The sequence below is a fragment of the Micromonospora sp. LH3U1 genome, assembly GCF_028475105.1.
Taxonomy (GTDB): Bacteria; Actinomycetota; Actinomycetes; order Mycobacteriales; family Micromonosporaceae; genus Micromonospora.
On sequence record NZ_CP116936.1, the window covers coordinates 6,617,721 to 6,636,891 of the forward strand.

Annotated in this window: 19 protein-coding genes; 5 read left to right on the plus strand and 14 right to left on the minus strand. The window is 71.5% G+C overall.

Features of this window, described 5'->3' with window-relative positions; genetic code table 11:
* Nucleotides 1–14 precede the first annotated feature (14 nt).
* From PCA76_RS30405 to PCA76_RS30445, 9 genes are all read right to left on the minus strand, one after another.
* Nucleotides 15–524 (minus strand): GNAT family N-acetyltransferase, encoded by a 510-nt coding sequence (locus PCA76_RS30405; RefSeq protein WP_272613862.1) that lies wholly within the window; start codon nucleotides 522–524, stop codon nucleotides 15–17.
* Nucleotides 525–655: 131 nt separating this feature from the next.
* Complete coding sequence (locus PCA76_RS30410) at nucleotides 656–1,552, minus strand: hypothetical protein (protein ID WP_272613863.1); 897 nt, start codon at nucleotides 1,550–1,552, stop codon at nucleotides 656–658.
* On the minus strand, nucleotides 1,521–2,174 hold the full coding sequence (locus PCA76_RS30415) for a DUF3618 domain-containing protein (protein WP_272613865.1): 654 nt from the start codon (nucleotides 2,172–2,174) through the stop codon (nucleotides 1,521–1,523). The genes PCA76_RS30410 and PCA76_RS30415 overlap by 32 nt, the downstream gene beginning before the upstream one ends.
* A 22-nt stretch (nucleotides 2,175–2,196) precedes the next feature.
* Complete coding sequence (locus tag PCA76_RS30420) at nucleotides 2,197–2,592, minus strand: phage holin family protein (RefSeq protein ID WP_272613866.1); 396 nt, start codon at nucleotides 2,590–2,592, stop codon at nucleotides 2,197–2,199.
* Nucleotides 2,589–3,239 carry a hypothetical protein gene (locus PCA76_RS30425; RefSeq protein ID WP_272613867.1) on the minus strand — a complete coding sequence of 217 codons (651 nt, stop codon included), beginning with the start codon at nucleotides 3,237–3,239 and terminating at the stop codon, nucleotides 2,589–2,591. Before PCA76_RS30425 ends, PCA76_RS30420 begins: the two co-directional genes overlap by 4 nt.
* Before the next feature lie 165 nt (nucleotides 3,240–3,404).
* Nucleotides 3,405–3,806, minus strand: coding sequence for a DUF3263 domain-containing protein (locus PCA76_RS30430; protein WP_272613868.1), 402 nt, complete (start codon nucleotides 3,804–3,806; stop codon nucleotides 3,405–3,407).
* A 106-nt stretch (nucleotides 3,807–3,912) separates the two neighbouring features.
* Nucleotides 3,913–4,929, minus strand: a complete 1,017-nt coding sequence (locus tag PCA76_RS30435; protein ID WP_272613869.1) for an ABC transporter permease subunit — start codon at nucleotides 4,927–4,929, stop codon at nucleotides 3,913–3,915.
* Nucleotides 4,926–5,936, minus strand: coding sequence for an ATP-binding cassette domain-containing protein (locus PCA76_RS30440; protein ID WP_272613871.1), 1,011 nt, complete (start codon nucleotides 5,934–5,936; stop codon nucleotides 4,926–4,928). Before PCA76_RS30440 ends, PCA76_RS30435 begins: the two co-directional genes overlap by 4 nt.
* A gap of 121 nt (nucleotides 5,937–6,057) precedes the next feature.
* Entirely contained in the window at nucleotides 6,058–6,843 is a 786-nt protein-coding gene (locus PCA76_RS30445) for a DeoR/GlpR family DNA-binding transcription regulator (RefSeq protein WP_272613872.1), read from the minus strand.
* Between the two features lie 200 nt (nucleotides 6,844–7,043).
* On the opposite strand from PCA76_RS30445, the gene PCA76_RS30450 reads away from it, so the two are divergent.
* The 3 genes from PCA76_RS30450 to nagA all read left to right on the plus strand — a co-directional run bounded on the left by PCA76_RS30450 (nucleotide 7,044) and on the right by nagA (nucleotide 10,277).
* Nucleotides 7,044–7,973, plus strand: a complete 930-nt coding sequence (locus PCA76_RS30450; RefSeq protein WP_272613874.1) for an SIS domain-containing protein — start codon at nucleotides 7,044–7,046, stop codon at nucleotides 7,971–7,973.
* A gap of 232 nt (nucleotides 7,974–8,205) precedes the next feature.
* Nucleotides 8,206–9,171 (plus strand): ROK family protein, encoded by a 966-nt coding sequence (locus PCA76_RS30455; protein WP_272613875.1) that lies wholly within the window; start codon nucleotides 8,206–8,208, stop codon nucleotides 9,169–9,171.
* Entirely contained in the window at nucleotides 9,168–10,277 is a 1,110-nt protein-coding gene (gene nagA / locus PCA76_RS30460) for an N-acetylglucosamine-6-phosphate deacetylase (RefSeq protein ID WP_272613877.1), read from the plus strand. The genes PCA76_RS30455 and nagA overlap by 4 nt, the downstream gene beginning before the upstream one ends.
* Before the next feature lie 31 nt (nucleotides 10,278–10,308).
* Here nagA and PCA76_RS30465 read toward each other — a convergent pair whose 3' ends face one another.
* Nucleotides 10,309–11,520, minus strand: a complete 1,212-nt coding sequence (locus PCA76_RS30465; RefSeq protein ID WP_442930174.1) for a DUF4032 domain-containing protein — start codon at nucleotides 11,518–11,520, stop codon at nucleotides 10,309–10,311.
* A 132-nt stretch (nucleotides 11,521–11,652) separates the two neighbouring features.
* On the opposite strand from PCA76_RS30465, the gene PCA76_RS30470 reads away from it, so the two are divergent.
* Together PCA76_RS30470 and PCA76_RS30475 are read left to right on the plus strand one after the other, a co-directional pair.
* Nucleotides 11,653–12,390 carry a phosphatase PAP2 family protein gene (locus PCA76_RS30470; RefSeq protein WP_272619740.1) on the plus strand — a complete coding sequence of 246 codons (738 nt, stop codon included), beginning with the start codon at nucleotides 11,653–11,655 and terminating at the stop codon, nucleotides 12,388–12,390.
* A gap of 11 nt (nucleotides 12,391–12,401) precedes the next feature.
* On the plus strand, nucleotides 12,402–13,637 hold the full coding sequence (locus tag PCA76_RS30475; protein ID WP_272613880.1) for an APC family permease: 1,236 nt from the start codon (nucleotides 12,402–12,404) through the stop codon (nucleotides 13,635–13,637).
* Between the two features lie 19 nt (nucleotides 13,638–13,656).
* On the opposite strand, the gene PCA76_RS30480 is transcribed toward PCA76_RS30475, so the two are convergent.
* From PCA76_RS30480 to PCA76_RS30495, 4 genes are all read right to left on the minus strand, one after another.
* Complete coding sequence (locus tag PCA76_RS30480; protein WP_272613881.1) at nucleotides 13,657–14,442, minus strand: ABC transporter permease; 786 nt, start codon at nucleotides 14,440–14,442, stop codon at nucleotides 13,657–13,659.
* A complete protein-coding gene (locus tag PCA76_RS30485) occupies nucleotides 14,439–15,428 on the minus strand; it encodes an ATP-binding cassette domain-containing protein (RefSeq protein WP_272613882.1) in 990 nt (329 codons plus the stop codon). The genes PCA76_RS30480 and PCA76_RS30485 overlap by 4 nt, the downstream gene beginning before the upstream one ends.
* A gap of 30 nt (nucleotides 15,429–15,458) precedes the next feature.
* Entirely contained in the window at nucleotides 15,459–18,317 is a 2,859-nt protein-coding gene (locus tag PCA76_RS30490) for a BTAD domain-containing putative transcriptional regulator (protein ID WP_272613883.1), read from the minus strand.
* 255 nt (nucleotides 18,318–18,572) lie between these two features.
* The gene (locus PCA76_RS30495) at nucleotides 18,573–18,995 is read right to left on the minus strand and encodes a hypothetical protein (RefSeq protein ID WP_272613884.1); all 423 of its coding nucleotides are present in this window, start codon (nucleotides 18,993–18,995) and stop codon (nucleotides 18,573–18,575) included.
* Between the last annotated feature and the right edge of the window lie 176 nt (nucleotides 18,996–19,171).

Consider the following 19,171-nt stretch of genomic DNA (forward strand, 5'->3'; position numbering starts at 1 on the left):
CACCCGAGGAAGCCTCAGAGCGCGGGCGGCGTCGAATCCAGGCAGATCTCGGCGCGCACCTTGCCGCCCGCCTCGTGCAGGGTGGCCCCGCACTTCTTCAGCACGGCGACAGCACCGACGTTGTCCCGGTTCGTCTCGGCCACCACGGCCCGCATGCCCGCCCGAGCGGCGGCGTTCAACAGCTCCCGCAGGGCGGACGCGCCGATCCCCTGGCCCCGTGCGGAGCGGCCGAGCCACATTCCGGTCTCCACCGTGCCGGGCTCGTCACAGCGCGTCATCCGCACCATGCCCATCACCTCGCCGCCGACGAGGATCGCGTACATCTGCGAGCGCGTCGGGCCGCCCAGCCCGCCGAAGCTCGCTCTGTGGAACTCTCGGAACGCCTCACGGCGGGCGAGCGACCAGCCGGCGGGGGCCTCGACCGGAGGCATGACATCACAGGGCTCCGCCTCGGCAGCCGCTACGGAGAGCAACGGCTCCAGGTTCCGCTCGTCCACCGGCTCCAGCCGGACCGCACCCGCCACGTGCCGCAGTCTGCCGCCCTCATCGGCCGAAGTCCACCCCAATGGCGATGCACTGGCGGTCCGGCTACCGGTACCGGCCGGTCGGGCGGCCCGGGTGTCATTCCTCACGCTCTGTTGTCACCCGTTGGTGCTCAGACCGTCGGCCCGAAGTCGCAGAACACCACCGAGGCGTCGTCGGTGGGCTTGTGCCGTCGCAGCCGATCGGGGTGGTCGCGCTCGGCGTCCCGGACCCGGTCGAGCAACGTGCCCGGCCCTTCGTCGCTGAGCAGATCCAGCAGACCCGCCCAGTCGGTCAGCCCGAACTGCTCCACCGCGCTGGACGCGCCGTCACTGAGCAGGGCCGCCCGGCGAAGCGCCGTCGGACCTCGCCGGGGCATCGTTCCGGTCACCGCGTGGAAGGCCGCGTCCGGGTCGGAGGCCGCCACCCAGTAGCCGTGGGTGCGGTTCATCCGCTCCCGCTGAACGCTCACGGCGTGTCGGAACCGGGTGACCGGGTCCGCCGCTCCGCCGGGCACGGTAGTCACCGTCTCCCGCAGCTCCGCCATCGCCACGTCCAGCCTGTTGTCGGTCACCACGCTGACCTGACCGCCGGCGTCCAGAACCAGTGGGCTGTCGCAGAGCACCAGGTAGTCCACCTGGTCCCCGCAGTCTCGCAGGAGGCAGACCGTGCTGGACGGGGTGCCGGGATGGTCGAGGTCGCACTGCCCGCCGTGGTCGGCGCGCACCGCGAGGATGGCCGCGGCCAGGTTGCTGGTCAGCCGGGCCGCCGGGCGGGACGCCTCGGCGACGCCGAGCCGGGCGGCCAGGTGGCGGACGTACCACTCCGGCCCGTGCACGCAGCCGGTGTCGAAGCCCTCCGGCACGGTCGCGCCGTCCAGGACACCGACCAGCGGGCCGAACCGGAAGACCAGGTCCTCGTTGACCGGTCGGCCCGGGGCCGGCGCGGACGCGGATCGTACCCGCATCACCGGCACCGGCCCCGGCGCGCCGATCGGGTCAGCGCTGCCGAAGGTCGTCGGCGGCCGCATGCGCCCCTCCCTGCACCTGACCGGCAGCAGAGCGGCCCTGGTCGCGCACCGCGGACACGCCCTGCTGGGCGCTGGACCGCACCGACTGTGCCGCCTCCTGCGCTGGCCCCCGCAGGTTGTCCTGCATCTGGTGGCCGACCTGGCTCGCCTGCTCGCGCAGCTGATCGGAGTGTTCACTGACCATGCCGCGCGCCCGTCCGGCGAGCTGCCGCTCGCGCCCGCTCGGCGGGATCAGCGAGGCGGCCAGCAGGCCGACGCCGAAGGCGACCAGGCCGGCGGCCATCGGGTTGCCCTGAGCCTGCTCGCGGGACTGCTGCCCGAGCGAGCGCGCCTCGTCGCGCACCGAGCCCATGGCCTCCCGAGACTGGTGCCCGAGAGAACGGGTCTCATCGCGTACCGAGCCGGCCGCGTGCGACATCCGCTGGCCAGCTTCCTGCCCGAGATGGTTCGAGCTGCCCATCATCTTCTCCTTCGCTCGGGTGAACGCGCCGCGGGCCTGCCCGACACGGTCACCGGCGATCCGACGCGGGTTGACCTTGTCGGTCAGCGCGTCGACGTCATTGCTCAACTCGTTGCGGGTGGTCTCGATCTCCCGCCGGATCCGATCCGGATCACTGGACATGACCTGTTCCCTCCCGACTCGTTCACCGACCCCGCAGGGCGTCCGGCAACTCCCGGGCAGTCTGCTTCGTCCTGGGCAGAACCGCACGTGCCCGCTTCAGCTGGGTCCGGGCGTTGATGAAGAGACCACCAGCCACGGCAGCCCAGAGGACCGCGACGATCAACGCCGCCCACCCCTGGTCCATCGTGTTGGACAGCCCCCACCAGAGGGCGTACGACACGAAGAGCACCGCCAGGAACCCGGCCAGCCCGGCGCCGCCGAACATGCCACCAGCCTTACCGGCCTGGCTGACCTCCTCGCGGAGCTCGGCCTTGGCCAGCTCGACCTCCTTGCGCACCAGGGTGGAGACGTCCCGGGTCACATCGCCGAGCAGATCGCCGACCGATGCCTGGGTCCGTTCCTTCTCGGGGGCGCTCACGGTGCCACCCCGCCGGGCAGGTCCGGCGCGGGTCGACCGGCGGGCGAGACGTTCTGCGCCCGTGCCGTCCCCACGTACGCCTGCTGATCGGCATCCGCAGGTGCGCCCTGCGTTGGCGGGGGAGCACCGGACGCGCTCCCACCCTGACCGTTGCCCGAGGGCGGCGCGGTCAGGCCACGGGTGAGCCGCCCGACCAGCAGCCCGGCCACCGCCGCGCCCGCGAGGAACGTCCCCGGGTGGCGCCGCGCGTACGTGCGTACCTCGTCGAGCACCTCGCCGGGCTCGCGCTCGTCGAGCCAGCCGGCGGCCTGCTGGGCGGCGTCGGCCGCCCGGCGTACCGCTTGACCGGCCAGCCCGGAATCGCCGTCCTGCTCGGCCATCGACCCCAGGTTTCGGCCCAGGTCGCGCAGGCCCTCGGCGGCCCGCCGCTGCTGCGTCTGCGCCTGATCCCGAAGTTGCCCGGTGGCCTGGCCGGTCAACTGCTGGGCCTGTCGCCGCGCCTCTGCGGCCACCTGCCCGCCCTGTTCGGCGGCGGTGTGGGCGACCTGACCCCCGGCCTGCGTGGCCTGCTGGCCGACCCGGGAGGCCTCCTGTCGGGCCTGCTGCGCTCTGCCGCCCATCGAGCCGCTCTGGTTCGTTGCCGTCATACCCCGCTCCCTTCCTGAGTCCGGGGTCGCGTGGCGACCTCGGAACGCCTCCCGCCTACCCGCCCGGCCAGCCGGCATGCGGGTAGGCGGGCGGGCCAGGGCGGACAGACTGGCAGCGCGGGCCTAAACGGGAACAACAGGCGGAATACCCCGGCAGGGGTGCCGTCAGCGGCGGCGGTTGCGGGCGCGCGACGAACGCAGCCGGCGGAGCCGACCGATCAGCAGGGGGTCGGCGACAAGCGCAGCCGGGTTGTCCAGCAGACCGTTGAGCAACTGGTAGTACCGGGTAGAGGAGACCCCGAAGGTGTCCCGGACGGCCTGCTCCTTGGCGCCGGCGTGCCGCCACCACTGCTGCTCGAAGGCGAGGATGGCCCGTTCCCGCTCGGTCAGCTGGGCCGCTGATGCGCTCGGCTCGGCGTCGGCGCCGTCGTCCGGTGCGGGATCGTCGGTGCTCTCGACGGAAGGCGCCGGCCGGGGAGTCGGGACCGTGGGCCCACCGGTCGCCGCGACACCCGGGTGAGCCTCGGTGGACGGCTCGGGGGCGGTCGGGGTGGTGTCGGCGGGCATGGCGCTCAGCCTAACCAGGGTCGACCAGGGTCGCAGCAAGCGGCGCGGCCGGCCCTGAGCCGCCGGGAATCCCGACGGCCGGGCCGGCCGCGTCGCGTCGCTCTGGTCAGGAGATGTCGCGGCGACGCATCGCCCAGAGCGCCGCTCCGAGGATCACCACCAACCCGACCGAGAACAGCACGGAGGACTGCTGCCAGGTGATGTCCAGGGTGGCTGGTTTGCACTCCCCGTAGTAGGTCGCGTTGCAGGCGTTCCAGTCCTGCAGGGTGACCGTCTTCGTCATCCAGGCCAGGGCGTACGTGGGCAGCAGCCATGCCTCGGCAAACCGCACGCTCGCCATCGCCAGCAGGATGCCCAGGCCGAACTGGCCGACCACCATCACCGCCACCACACCGCCGAGTGCCATCGCGGTGTGCCGACCGAGTGAGGCGAGGGCGAAACCGATGGTGGTGAGCACCAACACCAGCACCACACCGCGTACCCCGGTCAGCATGAACGACTGCCAGACCCCGGAGGTCATCTTCTCGGTGCTGCCCCGGAACGAGGCAACTGCCCAGAACCCGGCAAACCAGAGCACTGCGGCGGGCAGCGCCACCGCCAGCATGCCGGTGAGCAGCGCGGCCAGCTTGGTGAGCAGCACGGTGAGCCGCTTGGGCCGCCAGAGCAGCAGGTTCATCATGCCGCCGGTGCTCCACTCGGCGCCGACGAAGGAGGCGCCGATGACGAACCCGACCAGCGCGAGGATCGCCGCGAACGGGACCAGCGTCTCGTCGAACGTCTCTTTGAAGTTGAACGTCGAGGGCAGGAACCAGTCGGCCTGAATCTGGTCCCGGGGCGGCGGCGCGATCATCGAGCAGTCGTCGGGGTAGCGACCGTCGTTCGGCGTGCCGGCCGTCTTGGCCTGCTCGCACGCGACACGCTCCTGCTCGCTCCAGCGCACCTGCTCCTGGTACTGCTGGTCGGCCTGACGCTCGGCACGGGCGAGCTGGCCGGCGTCGATCTTCTGGTTGGTGAAGAAGACTCCGACCACCACCGCGGCCAGCACCAGCAGGCCGAGCAGTGTCATGTAGCGGGTGAAGCGCCGCTTGGTGAGCCGGCGCAGCTCCGTACGAAAGAGGCTCACGCGCCCCACCCTCCTCCGGCGGCGGCGGCCTGACCCGTTCCACCGACCTTCATGGACTCGTCGACCTGCCGTGCCTGGCCGGGTACCGGCGCGGTGGCGGTCAGTTCGAGGAAGACGCTCTCCAGATCGACGGCGATCGGAGCCAGCTCACTGACGTAGAGGTTGCGCTCGGCGAGCAGCCTCGTCACCGAGGCCGGCTTGTCGACGCCGGTCAGCATCAGGTGGTCCGGGTGGCCGGTGACCCGGATCCCCGCCTGGGTGAGCGCCTCGGTGGCCACCGGCAGGTCGCTGACCGCTTCCAGCCGGATCCGGACCGCACCGGACGAGTGCTGCGCGAGCACCTCGTCGACCGGACCGAACGCGACCCGTCGGCCCAGCGAGATGATGGTGACCGAGTCGCAGATCAGCTGGATCTCGCCGAGGATGTGGCTGGACAGCACCACGGTCATCCCGGACTCGGCGAGGTTGCGCATCAGCGTGCGCATCTCCCGGATGCCGCCCGGGTCGAGGCCGTTGGCCGGCTCGTCGAGGATGAGCAGCTTCGGGTTCTTCAGCAGGGCCGAGGCCACGGCGAGCCGCTGCTTCATGCCCAACGAGTACGTCTTGACCCGCTCGCCGGAGCGGTCGCGCAGCCCGACGAGCTCCAGCACCTCGTCGACCCGGATGGCCGGCACCTCGCCCGCTCCGGCCAGCAGGGACAGCGTGTCCCGTGCCGAGAAGTGCGGGAAGAACTGCGGGCTCTCCACGATCGCGCCGACCTGGCCGGCGACCGTGGGCAGCGCGTCGGGGACCTCGTGTCCGAGCAGCGCCATCCGACCGCCGTCGGGCCGGATCAGGCCGAGCAGGGTACGCAGCGTGGTGGTCTTGCCGGAGCCGTTGGGACCCAGGAAGCCGTGCACCTGCCCCGCGTCGACCCGCATGTCGAAGCCGTCGAGCGCGTTGCGGGTGCCGCGTCGACGACTCTTGTACGTCTTACGTAGACCTTCGATCTCCAGGACAGCTGGCAAGCTGCACCTCCCCCGATGGGTGGGCGTGACAGCCGACACCATACGCGGTATGCAGGCGCGCGCAATACGCGGTATGCATCGACGCGCCGAACGGGCTATTTCATCGACGGAACGTGACCGCTCAGGCGCAGATGACGTGCACGCCGGCGGCGCGGAACGCGTCCACCACCTCGGGTGCGGCGCCGGAGTCGGTCACCAGCGTCTCTACCCGCTCGACCGGGCAGATCCGGGCGAAGGCATGACCGCCCAGCTTGGACGAGTCGGCGATGATCACCACGCGCTTGGCTCGGGCCACCATCAGGTTGTTCATGGCCGCCTCCCCCTCGTGGTGGGCGGCGGCACCGAGCTGCGGGTCGATCGCGTCCACACCGAGCAACGCGACGTCCAGGGTGACCTCGCGCAGCAGCGCCCCGCCCAGCGGGCCGACAAGTTCGAACGACTTCGGGCGTACCACCCCGCCGGCCACCACGACCTTCATCCGGGACCGGACCAGCAGCTCGTTGGCGATGTTCAACGCGTTGGTCACCACGGTGAGCTGCGCACCCTCGGCACTGGTGTTCAGGTCCGGCCGGACGGCGAGCGCCCTCGCCACCTCAGTGCTGGTGGTGCCGCCGTTCAGGCCGACCACGGTGCCCGGCGTGACGAGCGCGGCGGCGGCCGCGCCGATCCGCTGCTTCTCCGCCGAGTGCTTGGCCGTCTTGTAGCGCAGTGGCAGGTCGTACGAGACACCGTTCGCGACCGCGCCGCCCCGGGTCCTCGTGATCATCTGCTGCTGGGCGAGCTGGTCGAAGTCACGCCGGATGGTGGCCTGGGAGACGTCCAGCCGCTCGGCTGCCGCCTCGACGCTGACCCGGCCGTTGTCGGTCAGCATCTCGAGCAGGGCGTTCCATCTGGCGTACCGGTCCACCGCGGGGGCCCTCCCAGTAACTGCACGGACGGTGATTGATTGCGTGCACACTAATGCGCGAAACTAGGCTGGCGCAAAAGACCGACCTGCGCGATCGGCCGGTCGGTTGCCACGGCCACCCGCGCTCGCGCAGAATAACGCGCGAAATGCGGGTCTAACGAGCCGTATTGCGCACCGATCGCCCCTGCGAGGAGTTTCCCATGGCGTACGTGGACGCGGAGATCGCGAGCCAACCCGACTGCTGGCGGGAGGCGGCCAAGCTGGCCGATGTCGTACACGGTGACCTGCCGCGCCCCGGCGAGCGGGTCGCCGTCGTCGGTTGCGGCACGTCGTGGTTCATGGCGATGGCGTACGCGGCCCGCCGCGAGCAGGCCGGCCAGGGCGAGACCGACGCGTTCCAGGCGTCCGAATTCCCCGCCGGCCGCCGCTACGACCGGTTGATCGCGATCACCCGCTCCGGCACCACCACCGAGGTGCTGGAGCTGCTCGCCGCGCTACGCGGGCGGACACCCACCACCGTCATCGTCGGCGACCCGGCATCCCCGGCGGTCGATCTGGCCGCCGCCGCGGTGACCATGCCCTTCGCCGACGAGCGGTCGGTGGTGCAGACCCGCTTCGCGACCACCGCGTTGGCCCTGCTCCGGGCCCACCTCGGCGACCCGGTGGCCGCGCTCGCCGCCGACGCCGAAGTGGCGGTGCGCTCCCCGCTGCCGATCGACCCGGCCACCATCGGGCAGGCCACCTTCCTCGGTCGAGGCTGGACGGTCGGGCTGGCCCAGGAGGCAGCACTGAAGTGCCGCGAGGCGGCCACCTTCTGGGCCGAGGCGTACCCGGCGATGGACTACCGGCACGGCCCCATCTCCGTCTCCGCGCCCGGCCGGCTGGTCTGGGCGTTCGGCGAGCTACCCGACGGACTGCCCGAGGACGTGGCGGCCACCGGCGCGGCCTTCGTACACAGCCGCATGCACGGCTGGCGCACGGTGCTCGGCAGCTGGTCCGCTGGTCGTACCCCGGTCGACCCGATGGCCGACCTGATCCTGGCTCAACGCTTCGCGGTCGCGCTGGCGACCAGCCGGGGCCTCGACCCGGACGCGCCCCGGCACCTCAGCCGGTCGGTGGTGCTCGCGTGAGCGCGAGGAGTGAGCCGGGGTTGCGAGCCCCGCAGTCGCGAACCGAGATGACGCCGTGAGCGCGAGGAGTGAGCCGGGGTTGCGAGCCCCGCAGTCGCGAACCGAGATGACGCCGTGAGCGCGAGGAGTGAGCCGGGGTTGCGAGCCCCGCAGTCGCGAACCGAGATGACGCCGTGAGCGCGAGGAGTGAGCCGGGGTTGCGAGCCCCGCAGTCGCGAACCGAGGTGACGCCGTGAGCGACGCCGTGGACGCCGACCAGGTGGTCGTGGCTCTCGACGTTGGCGGCACCGGCATGAAGTGCGCGCTGGTCCGGCCGGACGGCGTCGCCGTACGCACCGAGCGGCACCCCACCGACGCCGCTCGCGGCCCGACAGCCGTGGTCGGCACCATCCTGGACGTCGCCGAGGGGCTGGCTGACAAGGCCCGCGCCGACGGGCTCACCCCGATCGCGGTCGGCATCGCCGTGCCCGGGGTCGTCGACGAGGCACGCGGCGTCGCGGTCTGGTCGGCGAACGTGGGCTTCCGGGACGTACCGCTGCGGCACCTGGCGGCGACGCGGCTCGGCCTGCCCACGGCGCTCGGTCACGACGTGCGGGCCGGTGGCCTCGCCGAGGCCCGGCTCGGTGCCGGACGCGGCACCGGGCACGTGCTGTTCGTGGCAATTGGCACCGGCATCGCCGCAGCCCACGTTGTCGACGGCACGGCCGTCGTGGGCGCCCACGGCGCCGCCGGGGAGATCGGCCACGTCCTGGTGCGGCCCGACGGCCCGCGCTGCGGCTGCGGTCGACCCGGCTGCCTGGAAGCGATCGCCTCGGCCGCCGCGATCGGCCGCCGCTACGACGAGTTGGCCGGCGAGACAGCCGACGCTCCGGTGACGGCCGCCGAGGTGGCCGAGCGGGCCGCGGCCGGCGAACCGCTCGCCAGCCAGGTCTGGCAGGAGGCGGTCGAGGCACTCGCCGATGGTCTCGCGACCGGGCAGGCGCTGTTCGACGTGGCGACGATCGTGCTCGGCGGCGGCCTGGCCCAGGCCGGAGATCGGCTGTTGACCCCACTGCGGGCAGCGCTGCACGAGCGGATGACCTTCCACCGCGAGCCGCAACTCGTCGCGGCAGCCCTCGGCGACGAGGCTGGCTGCCTCGGCGCCGCCCTGCTAGCCCTGGACGCTGTACGCGGCCGTGACCAACAGGAGAAGCAATGACCGTACGGGTGAACGGCCGAGTGGTGACCCCGACCGGTGTCATCCAACAGGGCTGCGTCGAGTGGGACGGTGATCGGATCACCGCTGTCGCCGAGTATCCGTCGGTCCGTGACGGGCACTGGATCCTGCCTGGCTTCGTCGACATGCACACACACGGCGGTGGTGGTCACACCTTCACCACCGGGGACGCCGACGAGGCCCGGGCGGCGGCCAACTTCCACCTCGCGCATGGCACGACCACCCTGCTGGCCAGCCTGGTCAGCGCGCCCTTCCCGCTGATGCGCGCGGCCACCGAGTCGTTCGCCCCGCTGGTCGACGAGGGTGTGCTGGCAGGCGTCCACTTCGAGGGGCCATATCTCTCCACCGCCCGATGTGGCGCACAGAACCCGGAGTACCTGCGCGACCCGTCGACCGACGAGCTGACCGAGCTGATCGAGTTGGGCCGGGGCGCGATCCGGATGGTCACCCTCGCCCCCGAGCGCGACGGCGCACTGGAGGCGATCAAGCTGCTCACCGCGCAACGGGTGGTGGCCGCGGTGGGCCACACCGACGCCACGTACGAGCAGACGCGCGCCGCGATCGCCGCGGGCGCGAGCGTGGGTACGCACCTGTTCAACGGCATGCGGCCCGTGCACCACCGCGAGCCGGGTCCGGTGGTGGCCCTGCTCGACGCGCCGACCGTGATCTGCGAGCTGGTCGCCGACGGGGTGCACCTGCACGACGGCATGCTGACCTTCGCCGCCGCGACCGTGGGCCCGGACCGGGCCGCGCTGATCACCGACGCGATGGCCGCCGCCGGAATGGCCGACGGTGAGTACGAGCTGGGCGGTCAGGCCGTCACCGTGGCCGACGGGGTGGCCCGGCTGGCCCGCAGTGGGTCGATCGCCGGCAGCACCCTGACCATGGACGCCGCGCTGCGGCACGCCGTGGATGCCGGGATCCCGATCGCCGACGCCGCGCGGATGGTGGCCACCACCTCGGCGCGGGCCATCGGCCTGGGCGACCGGGTGGGGTCCATTCAGGTGGGCCTTCGCGCCGATCTCGTCGTGTTGGACACCGACCTGAACGTGGTGCGGGTCCTTCGCAACGGCTCCTGGGTGGAGTGACGCCGGGTCGTCCGCTGCCGGGGGCGGAGGGTCAGCCGGCGGTGGGGACCTCGACGCCGAGGACGGCCTGCTCGTCGGGGCGGTGCACCAGCACGTCGGCCAGGTACGACTGGACCGCGTGGCGCATCCCCACGTCCCGGCCAGCCTGCTCGGAGAGCAGCCACTTGTGCTCGATGATCTGCGCGAACAGCTCCTGCGGCTCCAACTTGCGGCGCAGGTGTGCCGGAACGGCCCGGACCACCGGCTCGAAGACCTCGGTGAGCCAGCGGTGCGCGGCCTGCTGCTCGTCGGTCAGGTCGCTCTCCGCCCGATAGGCGTCCAGGTCGTTGAGCAGCTTGCGCGCCTGGTTCTCCTCAGCGTCCAGACCGGTCAGCCGCAGCAGCCGCCGGGTGTGGTAACCGGCGTCGACAACCTTCGGACGGACCAGGAAACGCCCGTCGTCGATGGACGACATGGCCACCTCGGCCACGTCGAAGCCCAACTCGTTGAGGCGGCGAATCCGGCCCTCGATGTCGTGCCGGGCCTCCCGCTCGATGGCCTGCTCGTAGGTGATCTCGTGCCAGAGCCGCTCGTAGCGCTGCACGACCTCCTCGCAGACCACCTCCGGGTCGATGGACTCGTGCAGCAGACCAGCGGCCTGTAGGTCCAACGCCTCGCCGAAGATGTTCACCCGGGCGATCTCCAGGTCCTCACCGCGCTGCCCGTTGGAGAGCGAGTTGTGCAACGCGCCCGTCTCCGCGTCCACCAGGTAGGCGGCGAACGCGCCCGCGTCCCGGCGGAACAACGTGTTCGACAGCGAGCAGTCGCCCCAGAAGAAGCCGGTCAGGTGCATGCGCACGATCAGCGCGGCGAGCGCGTCGAGCAGTCGGCTCATCGTCTCCGACCGCAGGGTGTGCGAGAAGAGCGCCCGGTACGGCAGCGAGAACTGCAGGTGCCGCGTGATCAACACCGATTCGAGGGGCTCCCCGTCCTCGGTCTGCCGGTCGGCGACGACCGCCACCGCCTCAACCGAGGGAAAGTCGATCCGCTCCAGGGCCCGGAGCAGGTCGTACTCCCGCTCGGCGATCCGCTCGCGGGTCTCCTTGAACGCGTAGACGTACTCACCGAGCCGGACGAACCGGACGATGTGTCGGGAGATGCCCTGCGGCAGCGCCACCAGGTGTTGGGCAGGCCACTCCTCCAGCGGTGTCGACCAGGGCAGGTCGAGCAGCGCCGGGTCGACGAGGGCAGATGTGATCCGCACGGGCACAAGCATGACTGGTCGCCCCCCGCATCCGCCTCACATCGTGGCTGGGCACACAGCGCGGGACGCCACGGCCTCGCGTCGGGCCGGTAGCGTGGTCGCGTGCTCAAACCCACGGCGGTACGACGTGACCTGCGGCTACGGCCTGTCCGCCCGGCCGGCTGGTGGTTCGACGCGCTGCTACTGGTCGGGTTGGTCGGGTTGACGGTGGCGCTCGCCGCCGACCAGCTCTTCGGCCTGGACCGGGCCGTCGCCGACTGGGCCGACGGGCACCGACCGACGGTCGCCTACTGGGTGGCCCGGGTGTTCAACCTGCTCGGCCAGGGCACCCCGCTGACCTTGATCGCCGCCGGGCTGGGCGTGTGGCTGGCCGTCCGGCTGCGGTCGGTGCGGCCGATCCTGCCGCCGGTGGTCGGGTTCGTGCTGACCTACCTGACGATCGGTCCGCTCAAGGTCTGGACGGCCCGGGCGGCACCGAGCGCCAGCGTCAAGGAGCCGTTCCTGACGCCCGAGCAGACCCTGCCGCTGTTCCACGACGACCTGCCGGTCCGGTTCGCCCAGTCCTACCCGTCGGGGCACGTCGCCAACGCCATCGTCTGGTACGGGGTCATCGCGCTCCTCCTCGCCCCGCTGGCCCGCAGCTTCGGCCGGCAACTGCCCGCCCGACTCGTCACCGTGATCCGCATCGTGCCGCCGCTGGTCGTCCTCACCACCACCACCTACCTGGGCTGGCACTGGCTGACCGACTCGGTGGCCGGGCTACTGCTCGGGCTGCTCCTGGACCGGCTGCTGCACCGGGCGCCCTGGGACGGCCTGCCGCTCCCCGGTCGGCTACGCGAGTGGGACCGGCCGTTCACCTCGTACCCCTAGGGTTTCGGCCCGTGGATCAACTGGCGCGGCGGCTCGGCGTACCCGATGCGGTTGTCATCGGGTTGGGCTCGATGCTCGGCGCGGGCGTCTTCGTGGTCTTCGGGCCTGCCGCGGCGGAGGCCGGCGGCGCCGGTCTGCTACCCGCGCTGGTGCTGGCCGGTCTCATCGCCTTCTGCAACGCCACCAGCTCGGCGCGGCTGGCGGCCCGCTACCCGGAGTCCGGCGGCACCTACGTCTATGGCCGCGAACGCCTCGGGCCGTTCGCCGGGTTCCTGGCCGGCTGGGGCTTTGTCGTCGGCAAGACCGCGAGCTGCGCGGCGATGGCGTTGACCATCGGGGCGTACCTGTGGCCGGGACAGGCCCGGCTGGTCGCGGTCGGCGCGGTGCTCGCCGTGACCGCCGTGAACCTGCGCGGCATCGGCAAGACGGCCACCGTGACCAGGGCACTGGTCGCGCTTGTGCTCGTGGTGCTGGCTCTGGTCGCGGTCGTCGGCGTGGCGGGCGGGCCGGTGCACCTGGATCGGCTGACCGACCCCGGCGGCTCCGCCCGGGGCGTGCTCACCGCGGCCGGGCTGCTCTTCTTCGCCTTCGCCGGGTACGCCCGGATCGCCACGCTCGGCGAGGAGGTTCGCGACCCGCAGCGGACCATCCCCCGGGCGGTGCCGCTGGCGCTCGGGGTGGTGCTCGTGATCTACCTGGTGCTGGCCGTGATCACACTCGGCGTGCTCGGCGCCGACCGGCTGGCCGGTTCCGCCGCGCCCCTGGTCGACGTGGTGACCACCGCCGGGCTGCCCGGCCTGGCCTGGGTGGTCCGCGCCGGGGCCACGATCGCCGTCATCGGTGTGCTGCTGTCCCTGGTCGCCGGAGTCGGCCGCACCACGCTCGCGATGGCCCGCCGCCGCGACCTGCCCGGTGCGCTCGCCGCCGTGCACCCGGTACACCAGGTGCCACACCGCGCCGAGCTGGCCGTTGCCGCCGTGGTGATCCTGGTGGTGCTGCTCGGCGACGTGCGGAACGCGATCGGCTTCTCCAGCTGCACGGTGCTCGTCTACTACGCGATCACCAACGCGGCGGCGCTCACCCTGGGCCGGGACCCGGACCGGCGGTTGCCGGTCCGGGTGCTCGCCGGTCTCGGGCTCTTCGGTTGTCTGCTGCTGGCGGTCAACCTGCCGCTGGGCAGCGTCCTCGCCGGCTTTGGTGTGCTCGCCGTCGGCGCCGCCTTCTACGCCCTGCGGGCTCGCCGCTGACCCGGGCAGGCGGCCGGAGTCAGCGACTCAGCCGCTGGTATCGACGAACCGCCAGCGGAGCGAACGTCGCGATCAGGAGCACCGGCCACACCACCGCCAACAGCATCGCGTGCTCCGCCGGCCAGGAGTCGCCACTCAGGCCCGGATTGCCGAACAGCTCGCGGATTGCCGCGACGGTGGCCGACAGCGGGTTCCACTCTGAGATCGCACCGATGACCGGCGGCATGAGCTCAGGCGACACGAAGACATTGGAGATCGCGGTGAGCGGAAACGCCGCCGGGAAGACGATGACGCCGACGGTGTCCGGGTTGCGGACCAGCAGCGCCAGGTAGATCCCCATCCAGGTGATCGCGACTCGCAGCAGCAGGAGGAGCCCGACGGCGAGCAACGCTTTCCCCACACCATGTCGCCACTGCCACCCGACGAGCAGGCCACAGACCAACAGGGTGGACATCTCCAGCAGGGCGCGGAGCAGGTCGGCGGCACTGCGGCCGGTCATCAGGGCGGACCGGGCCATCGGCATCGACCGGAACCGGTCGACGACACCTCGGCTGAGATCCAGCGCCACGCCGGTCGCGGTGGCGCCAAGGCCGTACAGCATCGTCATCACGAAGACCCCGGGCAGCAGGAACTCCCGATAGTTGCCGCCACCCGGCACCTGCATGCCACTGCCGAACACGTACCCGAAGACCAGGACGAACATGATCGGCAGGGAGAAGTAGAGGATCACCTCCTCCGGCTGGCGGACGACATGGATCATGTTGCGCCTGGTCATCGTCCAACCGTCGGCTACCGCAGTGGTCATGCCACGGCCGCCTTTCGTCCGGCGCCAACGGGTCCGCGGGCTTCGTCTGACCGATGCCCGGTCAGGTGCAGGAACGCCTCGTCCAACGTGGCGCGCCGCAGGCCGATGTCCTCGACCGCGATCCCCGCGTCGTCCAACGCCCGCACGACGTCGACCAGCCCGGCCACCCGGTCGGCCACCGGGACGCTGAGTCGCCGAACCTCCGGATCGCGCGTGGGCTCCACGCCGCAGACCGATGCGACGATGCGGACAGCCTGGGTCAGGTCGGCCGCGTCGCGCACCACCACCTCGATCCGGTCACCGCCGGTCATCGACTTCAGCTCGTCCGGTGAGCCCTCGGCCACCACCCGCCCGGAGTCGATCACCGAGATCCGGTTCGCGAGCTGATCAGCTTCCTCCAGGTACTGCGTGGTGAGCAGTACCGTGGTCCCGTCCGCAACCAGGGTGCGAACCAGGTCCCACACCTGGTTGCGGCTGCGCGGGTCCAGGCCGGTCGTCGGCTCGTCGAGGAAGAGCACGCGCGGTGTACGGATCAGGCTGGCGGCGAGATCCAGCCGACGGCGCATACCACCCGAATACTCACCGGCGGACCGACTCGCCGCCTCGTCGAGGCCGAACCGTTCCAGCAGCTCCCCGGCTCGTTGGCGGGCTGCCCGTCGGCCGAGCCGGAACAGCCGGCCGAACAACTCCAGGTTCTGCCGGCCACTGAGGGTCTCGTCGATCGCGGCGTACTGCCCGGTCAGCCCGATCCGGGCACGCACCTCGTGCGGCTGACGCAGCACGTCGAACCCCGCCACGGTCGCCCTGCCGGTGTCGAAGCGCAGCAGCGTGGCAAGGATCCGTACGGCCGTCGTCTTCCCGGCGCCGTTCGGTCCCAGCAGTCCATACACCGTGCCGGTCGGCACGGCCAGGTCAAACGTGTCCAGCGCGCGGGTTGGGCCGTACCGTTTGCCCAGACCCTCGGTGACCACCTCGAATGTCGTCATGCCCCCACGGTGGCCTGGGGCGCTGACGGCTCACGCACCGTCCGCTGACGGCGGCGCGCCAGGCCCGGCTTTCTCCGCTTCGGTGATCTGCTCGAGGACGAGCATGATCTCCGAACGCGTGGCCTCGCCGACATACCAGCCGGTGAGCCCGCCGGTCAACGCCTCCTCGGAGAGCCGTCTCGCCTCGACGAGATCTCCGCGCAGCCGTGCCACCTGGGCGAGGCCGAGCCGGGCGCCGGCGACGAACTCCGGCGCGCCGCTGCGCTGCGCGAGGAGCAGCGCAGCGGCGAAATCATCGCGCGCCCCGGCGAGGTGACCGGCGCGTAGCCTGATCTCGCCCCGGGTACGCAGCATGTCGGCCTGGTCGACGGCCGATCCGAGTTCCTCGGCCAATCCCATGGCCTGATCCATGTGGGCGCTCGCCGCCTCCGGGTCCCCCTGCCAGGCGGTGAGTTCACCGAGCGCGCCGAGTGTGATCATGGAACCCCACCGGTCCCCGGCGCTTCGGAAGCCGTCCAGCGCGGTGACCAACGCGGCGTTGGCCCGATCCCACCGGCCACTCCACATCTGCGCCGAGCCGCTTCCCATCGCGCCCAGCGCGTTGATCCAGACGTCCGGGCCGACCAGCCGGCGCAGCTCCAGCATCAGCTCGTCGACGTGCTCGGCTCCGCCGGACGGCGGCCCGGTCGAGATGCCCGACAGATACAGCAGGAACGGTTGTCGAGGCGGCCGGTCGAGGCTGCGGATCACGGAACCCTGCGTGCCGAGAGACGGCAGGTGGCCGGAACCAGCGAGCGAGGCGTTGTAGACGCAGAGCGCGAACTCCTCGACGAGGCCCGGCGGCGCTTCGGAGCCGAGCACGTCGAGGACGTCGGCGGCGAACCGGGCCCCTTCCCCGCGCATGCCGCGCAGCCACCAGTAGAACGACAGGGCCGCGACCATCTCGGCAGCTTCGGACCCGTCACCCGCCGCGGTGGCACGGCGCAGCGCCGCATGCAGGTTGTCCCGCTCAGCGTCGAGCCGTCGTAACCAGTGCAGCTGCTCCGCTCGCCGAAGGTGATCGCTGGCGGTCCAGGCGAACTCCAGGAAGTACGCCGCGTGAGCGCGGCGCAGTTGGTCGGCCTCGCCAGCCTCGGCGAGACGTTCGGCGGCGAAGGCACGCACCGTTTCGAGCATCCGGTATCGGCCGCCACTCATCTCCACGAAGGACTTGTCGACCAGACCGGTCAGCGCGTCGACGAACTCGGCGGTGGGCAGACCGGAGACTCGCCCGGCCGCCTCCAGCGTGGCACCGCCGGCGAAGACGGTCAGCCGGCGGGCCAGCCGCCGTTCGGTGTCGTCGAGCAGATCCCAACTCCACTCGACCACGGCCCGGAGTGTGCGGTGTCGCGGTGACGAGGCCCGGCTGCCCACCGAGAGCAGCCGGAACCGATCGTCGAGACGGGCGGCCACCTCGGCGACGGGCAGCGCCCGCAGTCGCGCGGCGGCCAGCTCGATCGCCAGCGGAAGGCCGTCGAGGCTACGACAGATCCGCAGCACCACCTCGACGTTGGCCGACGTGACGGTGAAGTCGGGCGCGACATCGGCGGCCCGCTGGGCGAACAGCCTGACTGCGGCGTAATCGTCGACGTCCAGCGCCGGCGCGTCGGGCGGCGGCAGGGTGAGCCCGGACAGCGGGCACAACGCCTCACCGGCCAGCCCGAGCGGCTCGCGACTCGTGGCCAGGACGCGCAGCGCCGGGCACGCGCTCAGCAGCCGTCCGGTCAGCCGGGCCGCGTGGGCGATGACATGCTCGCAGTTGTCGAGCACGAGCAGCAGCCGCCGCTCGGCCAACGCCTCGACCAGCCGGTCGGTTGGATGGCGGCCCGGCTCGGCCGGGGCGCGCAGGCCCGCATCGCGCAGGCCGAGAGCGCTCAGCACCGCCTGCGGTACGTCCGCACCGTCGGCCAGCCCGGCCAGCTCGACGAAGCGCACCTCGCCGTCGAGACGGCCCGCGGCCTCGATCGCCAACCGCGTCTTGCCCGCTCCTCCGGGGCCGGTGAGGGTGATCAGCCTTCGCTCACCGAGCAACTCCCCAACGCGCTCGAGTTCCGCCTCCCGCCCGACGAAGGTCGTGAGCTGGCTCGGCAGTGCCTGCTCGGCCGCCGCGCGTTCCTCACCGCGCAGCACCGCCAGGTGAATCGCGGCCAGCGCGGCCGACGGGTCGACGCCGAGATGTTCGGCCAGCGTGCGCCGGGCGTCCTCGAACTCGGCCAGTGCTTCGGCCGGCCGGCCCAGGGCGGAAAGGGCCCGCATGAGTTGGCCCCGCGACCGCTCCCGCAACGGATGCGCGACGACCAACTCACGTAGCTCCGCGACCAGCGTGGCGTCCGCGCCCAACGCCAGCTCCGCCTCAACCCGATCCTCCATGGCAGCCAGCCGCAACTCGTTCAGCCGAGCCGCTTGCGCGGGTGCACCCCCCACGTCGGCGACATCGGCCAGGGCGGCACCACGCCACAACTCCAGCGCCTCGCGCAACACGGTTGCCGCGCTGGGCCACTCGCCATCGGCGAGCGCGCGACGCCCCACCTCGGCGAGCTGCTCGAACCGGTACGCGTCGACGTCAGCGGGATCCACGGCGAGGCGATAACCGGCCGGGTGGAACTCGACCGCGTTGTGCTCGGCGGGCAGGGCCTGGCGCAGGCGCGACACCTGGGACTGAAGCGCGTTGGCCGCGCCCCGGGGCGGATGCTCGCCGTACAGGCCGTCGATCAGCCGCTCGGCGGAGACAACCCGGCCCGCGTCGAGCAGGAGGAGTGCCAGCAGGGCGCGCAGCCGCGGACCGCCCACGGGGATCTCGTGCCCGTCGGCCAGCAACACCTGAGTCGGCCCCAGGATGCGGAAACGCATGACACCGATTGTCGCTCAGTGCCGGACTGTTCCTGCGGACCGATCCGCCGATCTTGCGGATCAGGAGGTCTGGCCCACCTAAGTTCGGACCAAGTGCGTCCAGCCCGGGCTTACGGGCTGATCGACCGGTCCAGGGCTACCGCGACTGATCACCGCTACGAACGCAACCATGGGGTGTACCGCGCATTCATTACTCTTGCCGCCGCATTCACCTGCCACAAGCGCTGCCTCAAACCCACTACCGCGGAAACGCTATCAGTACCAAATCTGGAGCCGGAGGGCGGAGGGTAAATGACCAGCATCACCCGACACGCGCAATCGCGCTTCTCCAGGATTATCGGTAACTACCTTCATTGAGATCCAGTTATCTGGGTCGTGCAAGATGAATTCCCCATGCTGCGACGATATGGTGCCGTCGAACAGGACGGCACCATCGAGGACCAAGTCCTCTGACTCGCCCTCAAGCACCTCCACCGACACTGGCCCGTCGACGTAGGTCTGGACACGCAGGTAGATGGAGTCAGGCGTGGCATGCACCATGTCGCCGCCATCCCAGCCTGCATGGGTGTCGACGGACCGCACGTCTCGGAAAATCAGCAGCCCGTGTTGTGCAAAGACGCAGAAGGATCCGACGAAGCCGTCGTCCTCTGCGGAATACTCAGCTACCACGACCGTCACCCTCAATTTCGTAGCCTCAGGGAAACACGCTCCCGGCGAGGACAGTACTACCTGCCAACAGGTTCCGTCTCTGGGGCCGCCAGCCAATCAAGTCCCTAGCAGCAGGGCCGGCTCGGCGTCTCGTGATCCATGCGAGCCGGCCCTGACGCGCGAGGACGCGCGTCATGAGGTTGACA